The organism is Aliiroseovarius lamellibrachiae (assembly GCF_018599245.1).
GTDB lineage: Bacteria > Pseudomonadota > Alphaproteobacteria > Rhodobacterales > Rhodobacteraceae > Aliiroseovarius > Aliiroseovarius lamellibrachiae.
Genome location: NZ_JAHEVJ010000001.1, coordinates 394,589 through 409,726 on the forward strand (window position 1 = coordinate 394,589; position 15,138 = coordinate 409,726).

General features: G+C 57.5%; 15 protein-coding genes and 1 riboswitch. Of the genes, 12 read left to right on the forward strand and 3 right to left on the reverse strand.

Annotation, left to right across the window (positions count from 1 at the left end; genetic code table 11):
* Positions 1 to 37: 37 nt before the first annotated feature.
* Positions 38 to 1,267, reverse strand: a complete 1,230-nt coding sequence (locus tag KKW20_RS02020) for a multidrug effflux MFS transporter (RefSeq protein ID WP_214565630.1) — start codon at positions 1,265 to 1,267, stop codon at positions 38 to 40.
* A gap of 190 nt (positions 1,268 to 1,457) precedes the next feature.
* On the opposite strand from KKW20_RS02020, the gene KKW20_RS02025 reads away from it, so the two are divergent.
* The 12 genes from KKW20_RS02025 to KKW20_RS02080 all read left to right on the forward strand — a co-directional run bounded on the left by KKW20_RS02025 (position 1,458) and on the right by KKW20_RS02080 (position 12,772).
* The gene (locus KKW20_RS02025; protein ID WP_214565632.1) at positions 1,458 to 2,990 is read left to right on the forward strand and encodes an acyl-CoA carboxylase subunit beta; all 1,533 of its coding nucleotides are present in this window, start codon (positions 1,458 to 1,460) and stop codon (positions 2,988 to 2,990) included.
* A 24-nt stretch (positions 2,991 to 3,014) separates the two neighbouring features.
* Positions 3,015 to 3,497 (forward strand): DUF6497 family protein, encoded by a 483-nt coding sequence (locus KKW20_RS02030; protein WP_246534391.1) that lies wholly within the window; start codon positions 3,015 to 3,017, stop codon positions 3,495 to 3,497.
* A gap of 14 nt (positions 3,498 to 3,511) precedes the next feature.
* Positions 3,512 to 3,874 (forward strand): hypothetical protein, encoded by a 363-nt coding sequence (locus tag KKW20_RS02035; protein WP_214566044.1) that lies wholly within the window; start codon positions 3,512 to 3,514, stop codon positions 3,872 to 3,874.
* A gap of 334 nt (positions 3,875 to 4,208) precedes the next feature.
* On the forward strand, positions 4,209 to 4,451 hold the full coding sequence (locus KKW20_RS02040) for a hypothetical protein (RefSeq protein WP_246534392.1): 243 nt from the start codon (positions 4,209 to 4,211) through the stop codon (positions 4,449 to 4,451).
* 249 nt (positions 4,452 to 4,700) lie between these two features.
* Positions 4,701 to 6,749, forward strand: coding sequence for an acetyl-CoA carboxylase biotin carboxylase subunit (locus tag KKW20_RS02045; protein ID WP_214565634.1), 2,049 nt, complete (start codon positions 4,701 to 4,703; stop codon positions 6,747 to 6,749).
* A 3-nt stretch (positions 6,750 to 6,752) separates the two neighbouring features.
* Positions 6,753 to 7,283 carry a hypothetical protein gene (locus tag KKW20_RS02050; RefSeq protein WP_214565636.1) on the forward strand — a complete coding sequence of 177 codons (531 nt, stop codon included), beginning with the start codon at positions 6,753 to 6,755 and terminating at the stop codon, positions 7,281 to 7,283.
* 57 nt (positions 7,284 to 7,340) lie between these two features.
* Complete coding sequence (gene scpA, locus KKW20_RS02055) at positions 7,341 to 9,464, forward strand: methylmalonyl-CoA mutase (RefSeq protein WP_214565638.1); 2,124 nt, start codon at positions 7,341 to 7,343, stop codon at positions 9,462 to 9,464.
* Between the two features lie 88 nt (positions 9,465 to 9,552).
* Positions 9,553 to 10,179: a VOC family protein gene (locus KKW20_RS02060; protein ID WP_246534393.1), complete on the forward strand. Its 627-nt coding sequence runs from the start codon at positions 9,553 to 9,555 to the stop codon at positions 10,177 to 10,179.
* Complete coding sequence (locus tag KKW20_RS02065; protein WP_214565640.1) at positions 10,176 to 10,649, forward strand: GNAT family N-acetyltransferase; 474 nt, start codon at positions 10,176 to 10,178, stop codon at positions 10,647 to 10,649. The genes KKW20_RS02060 and KKW20_RS02065 overlap by 4 nt, the downstream gene beginning before the upstream one ends.
* Before the next feature lie 31 nt (positions 10,650 to 10,680).
* Entirely contained in the window at positions 10,681 to 11,373 is a 693-nt protein-coding gene (locus tag KKW20_RS02070; RefSeq protein ID WP_214565642.1) for a molecular chaperone DjiA, read from the forward strand.
* Complete coding sequence (locus KKW20_RS02075) at positions 11,373 to 12,389, forward strand: endonuclease/exonuclease/phosphatase family protein (RefSeq protein WP_214565644.1); 1,017 nt, start codon at positions 11,373 to 11,375, stop codon at positions 12,387 to 12,389. The genes KKW20_RS02070 and KKW20_RS02075 overlap by 1 nt, the downstream gene beginning before the upstream one ends.
* 56 nt (positions 12,390 to 12,445) lie before the next feature.
* Positions 12,446 to 12,772, forward strand: coding sequence for a hypothetical protein (locus KKW20_RS02080; protein WP_214565646.1), 327 nt, complete (start codon positions 12,446 to 12,448; stop codon positions 12,770 to 12,772).
* A gap of 18 nt (positions 12,773 to 12,790) precedes the next feature.
* Here the strand turns inward: KKW20_RS02080 and KKW20_RS02085 are convergent, their stop codons facing one another.
* Both KKW20_RS02085 and KKW20_RS02090 read right to left on the reverse strand, forming a co-directional pair.
* On the reverse strand, positions 12,791 to 13,153 hold the full coding sequence (locus KKW20_RS02085) for a DUF1636 family protein (RefSeq protein ID WP_214565648.1): 363 nt from the start codon (positions 13,151 to 13,153) through the stop codon (positions 12,791 to 12,793).
* A 154-nt stretch (positions 13,154 to 13,307) separates the two neighbouring features.
* A riboswitch (cobalamin riboswitch) is annotated at positions 13,308 to 13,541 on the reverse strand.
* A gap of 29 nt (positions 13,542 to 13,570) precedes the next feature.
* Complete coding sequence (locus KKW20_RS02090) at positions 13,571 to 15,127, reverse strand: Ppx/GppA family phosphatase (RefSeq protein WP_214565650.1); 1,557 nt, start codon at positions 15,125 to 15,127, stop codon at positions 13,571 to 13,573.
* Positions 15,128 to 15,138: the final 11 nt, after the last annotated feature.

The window sequence follows — 15,138 nt, forward strand, 5'->3', positions numbered from 1 at the left end:
TTCCTGCACTGTGGATAGCATTTGCAAAGCTGTGTCGTCAAAGCCCCAATTTGCGGGCGCGGTGAATGACGTAAAGGATCGACACCAGCGAAAGAAGCGCCGAGATCAGCATAACCCAAAGAAGCGGCATCGCCGATTTCCCGTCGCCCAAAAGGATCCCCGACAGCGCCGACAGGGCCGCCCCCCCACCGATCATCAGCGCGCCACCAAGGCCAGCCGCACTTCCGGCCAGATCAGGGCGTACGCCCATTAGGCCCGCATTTGCATTGGGAAGCGTTAACCCATTGCCGACCCCAACAAGGATCATAAAGCCGAAAAACACATATTCAGAACTGTATCCTAGCGTGAAGAAAAACATCGACATCAACATGCCGGACGCGGTGGTCATTGCGCCAAACAGCACCATATTGTTCATGCCGATACGCACCGAATACCGGCCCGACAGGAAGTTGCCAATCAAGTAGCCTGCGGCGGGCGCACCGAAAAAGAACCCAAGCCGGGCTGGGGCCATATTGTAAATATTGGTGCCCACGTAAGGCGCGCCGCCCAGATATGCAAAAAACGCGCCAGAGGTTAGCGCAGCGGTCAGGCTGTAGCCCCAAAAGCGTGGCGATGAAAGCAAGGCGGGATAGGCGCGCAATTGCTCTGCAAAGCCACCGGCGCGCGGGCTAGAGGTCTCGCCCCAATTGCCCCAGGCCAGCCAAAGCGCAGTGGCCCCCGTGATCGCTTGCAGCCAGAAGTTTGCTTTCCAACCAAAGGCTTCGTCAAATATCCCACCAATTGAGGGACCAATCATCGGCACAATTGACATGCCCATGGTCACATATCCAATCATCGACGCGGCCTGTGCGTCCGGCACCATATCGCGCACCGTGGCGCGCGACAGCACCATGCCGGCGACAACGGTTGCCTGTAACATGCGAAAGGTCAGGAAAATCGCGATGTTGGGGGCAAAAACGCAACCAACAGACGCCAGGATATAGATGAAAAACCCGTAAAGCACGACCGGGCGGCGGCCAAAGCGGTCGGACAGCGGGCCGACAATGATCTGCATCACCGCATTCACCAGCAGATAGAGCGCGACCGACAACTGCACCACATGGTACTCGGTCTTAAAATACAGCGCCATGCCCGGCAATGACGGCAAAAAGACATTCATCGACATGGCGGCCGCGGCGGCCACAAAGGTTAGTGTGAAAACATGCGGTGGGGTGCCGGGGTCCATGAAACGGGATGGCCCCGACGAGGGTGCTTGAAATGATTGCATATGCAATGGCTATGAGGCTTGGCCAGACCTGTCCAATCAATTTGAGTTACGCAGGCATCACGACTGGCGATATTTGCAAATATTCAATTTGCAAAAGGCGCGTTGCAACAAATATGCAAATTCGCCCTATTTTCCTTCCGCATCATGGCAATTGCGGCTAGTTTGCCCGTAAATCAAGGAGTGCCGCCAGATGAAAGATATCCTTCAGGAACTGGAAGACCGCCGTGAGAAAGCCCGCCTTGGTGGCGGGCAGCGTCGGATCGACAGCCAACATGCCAAGGGCAAATTAACCGCGCGCGAGCGGGTCGAACTCTTGCTGGACGAGGGCTCGTTTGAAGAGTTCGACATGTTCAAAACCCACCGCTGTACCGAATTTGGTATGGAGGCCGACAAGCCCGCGGGGGACGGCGTGATCACCGGTTGGGGCACGATCAATGGCCGCTTGGTCTATGTGTTCTCGCAGGATTTCACCGTGTTTGGTGGGTCGCTGTCGGAAACGCACGCAGAAAAGATCTGTAAAATCATGGATATGGCGATGCAAAATGGCGCGCCGGTGATTGGGATCAACGATTCTGGGGGCGCGCGAATTCAAGAGGGCGTGGCCTCTTTGGCCGGCTATGCGGAGGTGTTCCAAAAGAACATTATGGCCTCGGGCGTGGTGCCGCAAATCTCAGTGATCATGGGGCCATGTGCGGGCGGGGCGGTGTATTCACCGGCGATGACCGACTTTATCTTTATGGTCAAAGACACCTCTTACATGTTCGTGACCGGACCTGATGTGGTGAAAACCGTGACCAATGAGGTCGTGACCGCAGAGGAGCTTGGCGGCGCCTCGACTCACACCAAAAAATCCTCTGTCGCGGATGGCGCGTTTGAAAATGACGTCGAAGCCCTGTCAGAAGTGCGCCGCTTGGTGGATTTCCTGCCGCTGAACAACCGTGAAAAAGCCCCCGTACGTCCGTTCTTTGATGAACCGGGTCGTATTGATGAAAGCCTTGATACTTTGGTGCCGGAAAACCCGAACGCGCCATATGATATGAAAGAGCTGATCACCAAACTGGGGGACGAGGGCGATTTCTTTGAAATTCAGGAAGATTTCGCCAAGAATATCATCACCGGTTATATCCGCCTTGAAGGGCAGACCGTGGGTGTTGTGGCCAACCAGCCGATGGTTCTGGCCGGGTGTCTCGACATTGACAGCTCGCGCAAAGCGGCGCGTTTCGTGCGCTTTTGTGATGCGTTTGAAATTCCGATCCTGACCTTGGTTGACGTGCCGGGCTTTTTGCCGGGAACAAGCCAGGAATATGGTGGCGTGATCAAACACGGTGCGAAACTTCTGTTTGCTTATGGTGAAGCCACGGTGCCGAAAGTGACCGTGATCACCCGCAAAGCATACGGTGGGGCATATGACGTGATGGCGTCCAAGCACCTGCGCGGCGATTTCAACTACGCGTGGCCCAAAGCACAGATTGCGGTGATGGGGGCCAAAGGTGCGACTGAGATCCTGTATCGGTCCGAGTTGAATGATCCCGAGAAAATCGCGCAGCGTACCGCCGATTACGAGGACCGTTTTGCCAACCCGTTTGTGGCGGCTGAGCGTGGCTTTATCGACGAGGTGATCCAACCACGCTCAACCCGGATGCGCGTGAGCCGTGCCTTTGCATCTCTTCGGGGCAAAAAGCTTACGAACCCTTGGAAAAAACACGATAATATCCCGCTGTAAGGCTGGATTGGAGAGGTTAAAAACATGACGTTGGCGCAGGTATATCAAACCCGTAAGGGGCAAGGCGGGGCAGGGGCATTCATTGCCGCCTCGACCCTGGGCTTGGCCCTTGTGGGCGCGCTGTCTGCGCCAGCGTTCGCCAAAGATGAGGCGTGGGATCCTGATTTTGTCATCACCGTTCCCTCGGGCCAGGATATCGCGTTTCTGGATGTGATCCGGGGCGAGGAAGGGGCTGTGGGAACCGCCGTACGCTATCGCTTTCTGGCCCCCGGAATTGCCCGCGACAAAGGCAATGTGGTCTTTTCGCAGGCCGAAGAAGACATGGTCGTGCTGTGTCAGGACTATGTGCTGCCACAGCTTCATGTGGCCCCCGGCGAGATGCCGGACCAGATAATAATCGTGCTTTCCGACCGCAAGGTCGAGTTCGGTGTGGCCGATCCCGACGCAACCCAGTATTTCGAAGCCTATCGCCCCGAGGATGGGGCTTGTTTCTGGGAGGGCTTCTGATGGCATTGCCATATATGCTGAAACACAAAGGGTTCCCTGGGCGTTTGCCCGGAACCGATTTTCAATTTGTCCTGCGCCGTGCCGCAAAAGACGGGGCCACCGCCCTGAAAGCGCGTGAACGGTTTGCAGATCGCCGCCCGGCGGACCGCCGCGCCGATCAGGGGTTTGTCAAAGCCCTGTGGGAAAACTTTGGCGATCAACCGTTTGAACGCGGCAATTTGGACGCGGGCCGGCTGAGCTGGCTCTTTGGCCGTGAGGTGATCCCAGCCGAAGATCCGTTTGATGCCGCAAGCTACGAAGCTCTGCTGGTTCTGGACATTGACCGCGCCCGTGCGGCGTTTCCAGACGTGGATTTCGATGAAGAAGAGGGCTATTAGGCGTGAATTTGCTTGGCCCCCTCCAAAACCGGCAAGAACCGGCCCAAATGGCGAAGACCTCGCCATGGGGCTCTTGTATCGGGCCTGTGGCGTGCCAATCTCTTTCTCAAGCAAACGCACAATCCCCGCGTTTTGCTGTGGTTCGCAAGAGCCACTACCCTTCCCCTTCTTCTCCCCGGTTTCGGACCTTTTGGTCCGAGCCGGGTTTCTTTTGCGAAGGTGCTGCTGCGCATGATTGCGCCCGCAAGATCCAGCCCCAACAATATCGCTTTGCAAATCATGACGGCCTTGGCACTATAGGTGGCAATAATAAGACAATACGAGGCAGTCAAAAATGCAAATTGCAAAAGTCGGCACAAAAATCGGCACAAAAATCGCCACAAAAATCGTCGGGGGCGCCTGTGCGCTTGGCGTACTGGCGGGATGCCAGTGGAATGACCTTGAACGGGCGGGGGCCGGTGCGGCCACCGGCGCCGTGGTTGCACAAGCAACCAGTGGCAACCTGCTTACCGGTGCGATCATCGGCGCGGGCGCAGGTGCGCTTTGCGACGATCTTGGCGTCAGGTTCTGTAACTAACCCAAAGCGTGTTGCGTTCGATCGGAATCAAAACGGCGCGGCCCTTCGCGGCACGCGAGCGTGTTTTCTGCGGCATTCTGTAACCCGTAAACCGCAATACGCCGCAACCACCGCAAAAGAGAATGCCCCGGCCGCCGCGCGCGTCCGGACCGTGAATTTGCCCGCCAGAGGTTTGCCCTCTGGTGGGTTTTTTGTTGCCAATGTGCCAGGGGCCACGCCCCTTGCCACCACATGAAGAAGGGACAGGACATGTTCAACAAGATCCTGATTGCAAACCGAGGCGAGATTGCCTGCCGGGTGATCAAGACCGCTCGTAAAATGGGCATTCAGACCGTTGCGATTTATTCAGATGCGGATAAAAGCGCGCTTCATGTGAAAATGGCGGATGAGGCGGTTCACATCGGCCCGCCCCCGGCCAACCAATCTTATATTGTCATCGACAAGGTGATGGCGGCGATCAAGGAAACCGGGGCGCAGGCCGTGCATCCGGGTTATGGATTTCTGTCGGAAAACTCCAAATTCGCCACCGCGTTGGCGGATGCGGGTGTTGCGTTTGTTGGCCCGCCCGTGGGCGCGATTGAAAAGATGGGTGACAAGATCACCTCGAAGAAAATCGCCCAAGAGGCCGGCGTGTCGACCGTGCCCGGCTACATGGGGCTGATTGAAGACGCCGAAGAGGCGGTGAAGATTTCCAACGAAGTTGGTTATCCGGTGATGATCAAAGCCTCCGCTGGCGGCGGCGGCAAAGGCATGCGGATTGCGTGGAACGATGACGAGGCCCGCGAAGGGTTTCAGTCGTCGAAAAACGAGGCTGCCAACAGCTTTGGCGATGACCGGATTTTCATTGAGAAGTTCATCACCCAACCGCGCCACATCGAAATTCAGGTGCTGTGTGACAGCCACGGCAACGGCATTTATCTGGGCGAACGGGAATGTTCGATCCAGCGTCGTCAGCAAAAAGTTGTGGAAGAGGCGCCAAGCCCGTTTTTGGACGAGAAAACCCGCAAAGCGATGGGCGAACAGGCCGTGGCCTTGGCGCAAGCTGTGGATTATGCCTCGGCCGGGACCGTGGAATTCATCGTTGATGGCGACAAGAACTTCTATTTCCTTGAGATGAACACCCGCCTGCAGGTGGAACACCCTGTAACCGAGCTGATCACCGGCGTTGACCTTGTGGAACAGATGATCCGGGTTGCGGGTGGCGAAAAGCTGTCGATCACGCAGGACGACATCAATCTGAAGGGCTGGGCGATTGAAAACCGCCTTTATGCCGAAGATCCTTACCGCGGCTTCTTGCCCTCGATCGGCCGTTTGACCGCCTATCGTCCGCCCGCTGAACAAGCCGCTGGTCCGCTTTTGGACAACGACAAATGGCAAGGTGACGCGCCCAAAGGCAAAGGCATCGCGGTGCGCAATGACACCGGCGTTTTTGAAGGCGGCGAGATCAGCATGTATTACGATCCGATGATCGCCAAGCTTTGCACATGGGCGCCAACCCGGGATGAGGCGATTGAGGCGATGCGCGTCGCACTTGACAGCTTTGAGGTCGAAGGCATCGGCCACAACCTGCCGTTCTTGTCCGCTGTGATGGATCACCCGATCTTTATCAAAGGCGACATGACCACCGCCTTTATCGAAGAGCAATATCCCGATGGGTTCGAAGGCGTAGAGTTGCCCGAGGCCGACCTGCAACGGATCGCAGCCTCTGCCGCCGCCATGTATCGGGTCGCCGAAATTCGCCGCACCCGTATCTCTGGTCGGATGGATAACCACGAACGTAAAGTCGGGAAGAAATGGGTTGTGACGCTGCAAGGTGTTGAGTTCGCAGTTAAAATCAAAGCGGACAAAAAGGGCTCAACGGTCAAATTCGAAGATGGCACCAAATTGCGCGTGGCCTCAAAATGGACCCCGGGCGACAGCTTGGCGCGTTTGGATGTGAACGGTGACCCACTGGTTCTGAAGGTCGACAAGATCACGTCGGGCTTCCGGATGCGGTCGCGTGGGGCGGATCTAAGCGTGCGTGTGCGCACCCCACGTCAGGCTGAACTGGCCCGGTTGATGCCGGAAAAAGTCGCACCCGATACATCGAAAATGCTGCTGTGCCCGATGCCGGGTCTGGTTGTGAAACTGGACGTAGAGGTGGGCGACGAAGTGCAAGAAGGCCAGGCGCTTTGCACCATCGAGGCGATGAAGATGGAAAACATCCTGCGTGCTGAGAAAAAAGGCACTGTGACCAAGATCAACGCGGGTGCAGGCGACAGCCTTGCGGTTGACGAAGTGATCATGGAGTTCGAATAAATCATGACCGCATCCGCCCGGCATATCCCCAAAGGGGGCGCAGCCATCGCGCTTGCGACCCTGATGGCGCTGGGCGGTTGTAATATGCACCGCGAAGGGGCGCTGCGGTCTGATCTGTCGGCGTGGTTCCAAATTGGCGACACGTTGGCGTTTGAAAGCCGCCGAAATTGTACCGCCGCGGTGTTTCGCGCGCGCAACAATTCTATCAGCCCGGAGCTTGCGCTAAAGGCCTCGCCGCCCGACGCGCAAGAGGTGTACCGGAGGACGGGATTGGCCGCGATCGCCGCATCTGGGGCGTCGCCGCATGACCTGACCGACGCGATGCTGCTGACCCCCGATGGGGCCTTTGGCAAACAGGCTTTGGCCGCCGCTGCATTGGTGGGCCCTTGTCTCGATACAACGCTGGCGGCGGAGTTTGGCAATGCCATGACCCGCCGTGGTGCGCTTTTGGCCTATTCGGCTGAACTTGGGGGCGTGATGGTGCTCGACCATGATGCGCGCAAATTGTTTTTCGCCGCTGGGGATCCGCTTTGATCCCCTTGAACGGCACAAGATAGGCCCGGACCTGCGGGCATAAGAAAGGATGACGCCATGAGCGACACAGCCAATTGGAAAGACCTCGCCGAGAAAGAACTGCGTGGTCGCCCGCTTGAGGATCTGACCTGGCAAACGCTGGAAGGCATTGATGTGAAACCGCTTTATACGGCGGAGGACACCAAGGACCTTGCGCATATGGACGGCATCCCCGGTGTTGGCCCCTTCACGCGCGGTGTGAAAGCGACCATGTATGCGGGGCGTCCCTGGACCATTCGCCAATATGCGGGCTTCTCCACCGCCGAGGAAAGCAACGCCTTTTACCGGCGCAATCTGGCCGCCGGTCAGCAGGGTGTTTCAGTGGCGTTCGACCTTGCGACCCACCGCGGATATGACAGCGATCACCCTCGGGTGGTCGGCGACGTGGGCAAGGCTGGCGTTGCGATCGATTCCGTTGAGGATATGAAAATCCTCTTTGATGGTATCCCGCTGGATAAGGTTTCTGTGTCGATGACGATGAACGGCGCGGTGATCCCGATCCTCGCGAATTACATCGTTGCAGGCCAAGAACAGGGCCACGATAAATCGCTGCTGGCAGGCACCATTCAGAACGACATTCTGAAAGAATTCATGGTGCGCAACACCTATATTTACCCGCCAGAACCCTCGATGCGGATCATTTCTGACATCATCGAATACACGTCCAATGAGATGCCGAAATTCAACTCGATTTCGATCTCTGGCTATCACATGCAAGAGGCCGGTGCGAACCTTGTGCAAGAACTGGCCTACACGCTGGCGGATGGGCGCGAATATGTGCGTGCGGCGACCCAAGCGGGCATGGATGTGGATAAATTCGCAGGCCGCCTGTCGTTCTTTTTCGCCATCGGCATGAATTTCTTCATGGAATCGGCGAAACTGCGCGCGGCCCGTACCCTGTGGCACCGGGTGATGACCGAATTTGGTGCAAAATCCGAACGCTCAAAAATGCTGCGCACCCACTGCCAGACCTCTGGCGTGAGCTTGCAGGAACAAGACCCCTATAACAACGTGATCCGCACCGCGTATGAGGCGATGTCGGCCGCTTTGGGCGGCACCCAATCGCTGCACACCAACGCGCTGGACGAAGCCATCGCTTTGCCCACCGACTTCTCAGCCCGGATTGCGCGCAACACGCAAATTATCCTGCAAGAAGAAACTGGTATCACCAATGTGGTCGACCCGCTGGCAGGCTCTTATTACGTTGAAAGCCTGACCGATGAGCTGATCAACAAGGCTTGGGCGTTGATGGAAGAGGTCGAAGAAATGGGCGGGATGACCAAGGCGGTCGCCTCGGGAATGCCCAAACTGCGCATTGAAGAATCCGCCGCCAAACGTCAGGCCAACATCGACAAAGGCGACGAAGTTATCGTTGGTGTGAACAAATATAAGCTCGCCAAAGAAGACGATATCGAAATTCTCGATGTGGACAATATGGCCGTGCGTGACAGCCAAATTGCCCGTTTGAATGAGATCCGTTCCACCCGCGACGAGGCCGCCTGTCAGGCCGCGTTGTCCGAACTTACCCGTCGCGCAAAAGAGGGCGGAAACCTTCTTGAAGGCGCCGTGGAAGCGGCGCGTGCGCGCGCAACAGTCGGAGAGATCAGCATGGCTATGGAAAACGAATTTGGCCGTCACCGCGCCGAAGTGAAAACCCTCGCGGGCGTTTACGGTGCGGCCTATGAAGGCGACGAAGGGTTTGCGAAAATCCAGAAATCGGTGGAAGAGTTTGCCGAGGCCGAAGGTCGTCGCCCGCGGATGTTGGTGGTGAAAATGGGCCAGGACGGTCATGACCGGGGCGCCAAAGTCATCGCCACCGCGTTCGCCGATATTGGGTTTGACGTGGACGTGGGGCCGCTCTTTCAAACCCCGGATGAGGCCGCACAAGACGCCATCGACAATGACGTGCACATCGTCGGGATCTCGTCGCAGGCCGCTGGTCACAAGACGTTGGCCCCGCAATTGGTCCAAGCTTTGAAAGAGCAGGGTGCCGAAGAGATCATCGTGATCTGTGGCGGTGTGATCCCGCAACAGGACTACCAATATCTCTATGATAACGGTGTGAAAGCGATCTTTGGTCCGGGCACAAATATTCCCGAAGCGGCCGAAGAAGTGCTGAAACTGGTGCGCGCGCGCGGTTAAACGGCCCCACGCGACCAACGGTACAATAAAGCACTTGAAGCTGGCGGGAATTGCCGCCAGCCTCTTCCCAGACCAAAGGAGCATGTCCATGGCGCTGGGAACAATTGATCATCTTGTGGTGTCCGCCGCGACCCTTGCAGAAGGGGTGGCCCATGTGGAAACCACGCTTGGGGTGAGCATGTCTGGCCGTGCGCAGGCCGGCGGCGAACACCCTTTGATGGGCACCCATAACCGGTTGTTATCCTTGGGCCCTGACACCTATCTGGAGGTGATTTCGATCAATCCAGACGCGCCGCAGCCCCCGCATCCCCGATGGTTTGATCTCGACTATTTTACGGGCGACGCGCGCCTGACCAATTGGGTGGTGCGCGTGCCGGATTTAGGTGTGGCACTGACCCGGTCACCGGATGGCACGGGTGATGTTCATGACCTGACCCGCGGCGCGTACCGTTGGAAAATGGCCATTCCCAGCGATGGGCGTTTGCCATTTTCCGCCTATGCGCCGGGGCTGTTAAGCTGGCAAGGGGCGGATCCTGCATCGGCGCTACTGGATCAGGGAATTCGACTGACCGGCTTGGAAATCACCCATCCAGAGGCAGAGGGCCTGTCGGTGGCGCTTGCCCCACTGGTCGTCGATCCGCGCCTGTCGGTGCAAGTGGGGCAACCGGGGGTTTGCGCCACATTTGAAACACCGGGCGGCATGGTGCAGCTGTGATCCGTGCCGCCACACCCGCTGACACCGCGGCAATCCAATCGCTTTGGAACCTTGCCATCCGCGAGACGTTAATCACCTTTAACGCGGTCGAAAAATCCCTGTCCGAAGTCGCCCAAGCCGTCAGCGCCTATGACGCGTTTTTTGTGGCGGAAGGCGATGGGCAGGTGCTGGGATTTGCGGGCTACGGCGATTTTCGCGCGGGCATCGGCTATGCCCACACCAAAGAACACACCATCATGTTGGCACCAGAGGCGCGTGGCAAAGGGCTTGGGCGGGCCTTGATGCAGGCGGTCGAAGATCACGCGCGAGCCCAAAAGGTCCATTCGATGATTGCTGGCGTGTCCGGCTCCAACCCGATGGGCGAGCCGTTTCATACGGCGATCGGTTACGTCAAAGTTGGCATGCTGCCCCAAGCCGGTCGCAAATTTGATCAGTGGCACGATCTTGTGTTGATGCAGAAACTCTTGTGACAGCGCCATTTATCTGCGTTAACAATGCCTCATGTCAATCTGGACCCGCATATCAGACGCGCTTGCCGCACTTGCCAAAGGTGAAAGCCTGTCGGATGTTTTCGCAAATTTGCGCACGCCGCCGGAACGGTCCGCTGGGTTTGCCATTGCCGTGATTGCGCTGGGTGCCAAGATGGCCAAGGCCGACGGGTTGGTCACGCGCGATGAGGTTTCCGCCTTTCGCGAAGTGTTCACCATTCCGCAGGATGAAGAAAAACAAGCCGCCCGCGTCTTTAACCTCGCGCGGACCGATGTTGCCGGGTTTGAGCTTTATGCCAAACGTATTGCCGACATGTTTGGCCCCGACGATCCCGCCCTATGTGATTTGATGGAGGGGCTTTTCTTTATTGCCCTGGCCGACGGCGAATACCATCCCAACGAAAATGAGTTCCTTGAACATGTTGCAGGTATTTTCGGCATGCCGGATGAGCAGTTTTTTGCCCTGCGCGCGCGGTTTGTCCAAGACGCTGACCCATGCCCCTATCAGGTGCTGGGGGCCAAGCCAGACATGGACATGGGTGAGATCCGAAAACTTTGGCGGCAAGAAGTGCGCAACAGCCACCCCGACCGGATGATCGCCCGCGGCGTGCCGGAAGAGGCGATTAAACTGGCCGAAAAACGCCTGATCGCGGTCAATCGCGCGTGGGAAGAGATCAACGCGCACCACCCCAAAGCGAACCCCTGATGCGGATTGCCACCTATAACGTCGAATGGTTCAACACGCTCTTTGACGACGACGGACAGGTTTTGGCAGATGACGAATTGGCCCGCCGGCGCGGGGTCAGCCGTAAGGCGCAGTTGAAGGCCGTGGGCGTTGTGTTCAAGGTGCTGGATGCGGATGCGGTGATGGTGGTGGAAGCGCCAGACCAAAACCGCAAACGATCAACCGTGAAGGCGCTGGAAACATTTGCGCGGATCTTTAAACTGCGCGCCAATAAGGCGCTGATTGGTTTTGCAAATGACACCCAACAGGAAATTGCGCTGCTTTATGATCCCACAAAAATCAGCGCGCAACATGACCCGATTGGCAGGGTTGATCCCGGACCAGCCCCGCGATTTGACGCCAGTTTCAGCCTTGATCTGGATACCGATGCCAGCCCCGAGGATGTGGTGTTCTCGAAACCCCCGCTTGAGGTGGCGCTGACGGTAAAAGCCACGGGCAAACAGCTGCGGTTGATTGGGGTGCATGTGAAATCAAAAGCCCCGCATGGGGCGCGCAACGCCAAAGAGGCCACGCGAATTTCGATTGAGAATCGCCGCAAGCAAATGGCGCAATGTATCTGGATCAGGAAGCGGGTCGATCATCACCTAAAGGCGCAGGATCCACTGATTGTGCTGGGGGATTTCAACGATGGTCCGGGGCTGGATGAATACGAAAAGCTGTTTGGCCGCTCTGGGGTTGAGATTGTGATGGGTGAGGGCGATGTCCCTTGCATGTTTGACCCGCACGCTCGCATGGCATTGTCGCGGCGCATGGGCGCGCAACCCAGCACCTCACGCTTTTATATTCCGCGTGAAAAGCGGTATTTGCAGGCGCTTTTGGACTATATCATGGTGTCGCCCGACCTTAGGGATCGTGGCCCAAAATGGCGGATATGGCACCCATTTGATGACCCGGAATGCTACCGGTCGGATGCGTTACGCGACGCCTTATTGGCGGCCTCAGATCATTTCCCGGTCACCTTGGATATTGATCTTTAGCGGGCAACCTTCGTAAGACGGTTGGAATTTCGCGCGCTGCTCCCCATATTTGTCTCATGAAACAAATTGCAAAATACACCGTTTTGGTTGTGGGTCTGGCGCTTGGAATGAGCGCACCAACCTTTGCTGAGGACGGAAAAGACGAGCTGAAAGAGGGCGCGGATTTGATGTCACGCGGCTTTCAATTGCTGCTGGATGGCTTGACCACGGAAATGGCCCCAATCGCCGAAGAATTGGCGGAAGGCTGGCAAGATCTGCTGCGTGAGATGGAAGATATGACCGCCTATTACCCGCCAGAAACCCTGCCCAATGGGGACATTATCATCCGCCGGAAAGACCCGGTGCCGCCAGATCAGGAGGTGCCGGGCGAAACGGAACTTTAACCGCGCCGCCCGGAGATATCATACCGCCAACGCCCCGTGACCCATTGCCATAATGCTGGCCGGGCGCTGCGTCAGGCGTGCCGGAACGGGTGGGACATCACCACGATTTAGCGGCCCCTGATGGGTTTGTGCATAATCGACAAGGGCCGGGATATCGGCATCTTTTTCAATGTCCCCAAACAGATAGGTCTCATCTTTGGTGCCATGATAGGCCAACAAACAGCCCCGGTCACAGCCGGTCAATTCTGCATATCCCGAGATCTCAAAATCCGGGGCCAAGCTGCTGCCCGCCGCTTCGATTGATTTCTGTAGCCGCGCCATCAGCGCAAACCCCTCCTGACAGGCGGTGCCTTTATGGGGGCAAATGGTGCATAAAACCATCTGCTGCGATGAGTGGTCGCCCGGCTGGGGGGGCCGATGTGATGTTTCTTTTGTCTGGGTCCGGTTCATAACGCCCTCCGCGCGTAGGTGCGGGGAAGGGGCGGGAAAGGGCGGCGCTGCCGTCACATTCTCCGTCCGGGGCACCCCGCCCGGGTTGAGTTTATAGGCAATGGCAGGTCTCCTGACTTGCGGGTCGATGCGGTTCTGATCCTTCCCGGGTGTCTGCATATGCAGGTGCCCCAGTGGATATTCAGAAATACTCGCCGCTTACAGTTGCGGGGGCAGTTGTGGACTTGGCCTTGATCATCCGGTTGTGCCGGATGGGCTGGCCGCACCACATTCCCTTTTCACCCGAGCGCACCCGGGAACCATTTCACCCCAATCGGTGACGGATCAAACTGAGTCTGTCAATTGCAATCAAACCGCCGGGCTACGCTCGCGCAATGTTTTCACCACCGGCCGCGCCGACAGAGCATCCGCCAAAGACTGAAAACGGGCCTGCGCCACCTCGCCGTAAAGGTCGCGCGCCTCATGGGTCAGACGCAAATGCAGCTCGCGTTTCTGTGGAAACCATCGCAATTCGGCTTTTTCCTGCGGACCGTCCACCGCAAACATCGCCCCAAAGCGCATTGCTTTGCCAAGAACCTCGGCCTGCGATATGGCTTTTTCGCTGAGAATGGTGAACAGGGGTTCGAACCGTGTGCCCACGCGGCTGTTTTTATACCGGTGCAACAGGGCCAGCCCCAAAAACACCCGCTCCTCATGGGTCAAACCGCCCAGATTGGCGCGGGTGGCATTGTCAAAACACACCTCATGCCGGTAGTCAGGATGCGCGCGCCAACTGACATCGTGCAGCAAGCAGGCCGCCTTGACCACGCGCCGCCGATCGGAATTTGCGGATTTGTAAAGCGGGATGAGAAATTCATACAGCGCCTTACCAAAGCCCGGCGTGCGGGCGTCTTTTTGCTCGGCAAATCGGCAGGCTTCGATCAATGGATCCCGTTTGCGAATGCGATCTGGCATTTGTTCATAGAGCATTCCTTCGCGAATACCGTAGGAACTGACAGCGATTTCCTTGGGGCGAAACACCCGGATCAATCGCTTTAAAACCAGCGCCGCAATTGGCACCAATGCCATACGAGTGGCCGAGGTGTTGGTGCGCAGGCGCACTTCATCCAGGTCAACATCTTCAATCCAGCGCAGCGTTTTTTGCAGTGATTTCTGCGACATACGGTATTCGTGTAACACCGTCAGCGGATAACCGCGTCGCTCCATGTCGAGCCGGGCAATGGCGCGCCAACTGCCCCCCACCAGAAAAAGGCGATGGTGGTCGGTGCCCATCTCATCCGCCAGCTGATCCACAATGCGCGCAATTTCTGCCTTCAACCCCTTTTTGCCGCCGGGAATGTCGGCCAGCTTTAGCGGACCAAGCGGAGAGGTCACGCGTTTGCCCACATCGCCGCCGGTGATCTGCGCCAGTTCAAGCGAGCTGCCCCCGATGTCACACATCAACCCCTTTGCATCAGGCCACCCCAAAAGCACACCCTGCGCCGAAAGCCGCGCTTCTTCTTCGCCGTCGATAACATAAAGTTTCAACCCGGTCGCAGCCAGAACCTCGGCGCAAAACTCCGGACCATCACTCGCTTCGCGCACCGCGGCAGTGGCGACTGCCGTCAGCGGGGGGATATGCATCCCTTCGGCCAAAAGTTGAAAACGTTTAATCGCAGCCAGGGCGCGCGCCCGGCCTTCTGGGTGCAAATGTCCGTTTTGTGCAAGCCCGGTGCCAAGGCCACAAAGGATTTTTTCGTTGAAGAAATAGGCAGGAGAGCGCGCCGCGCCGTCAAACACCACCATTCGGACAGAGTTTGACCCGACGTCGACCACCCCAACACGCGCTAACGCTCGGGCCGAGGGGTCTTCAAAGATGGGTCGGCCAAACGGCCCCCAGTCATCGACGGAAGTCTTTGTATTCATGCCCGTTTCCC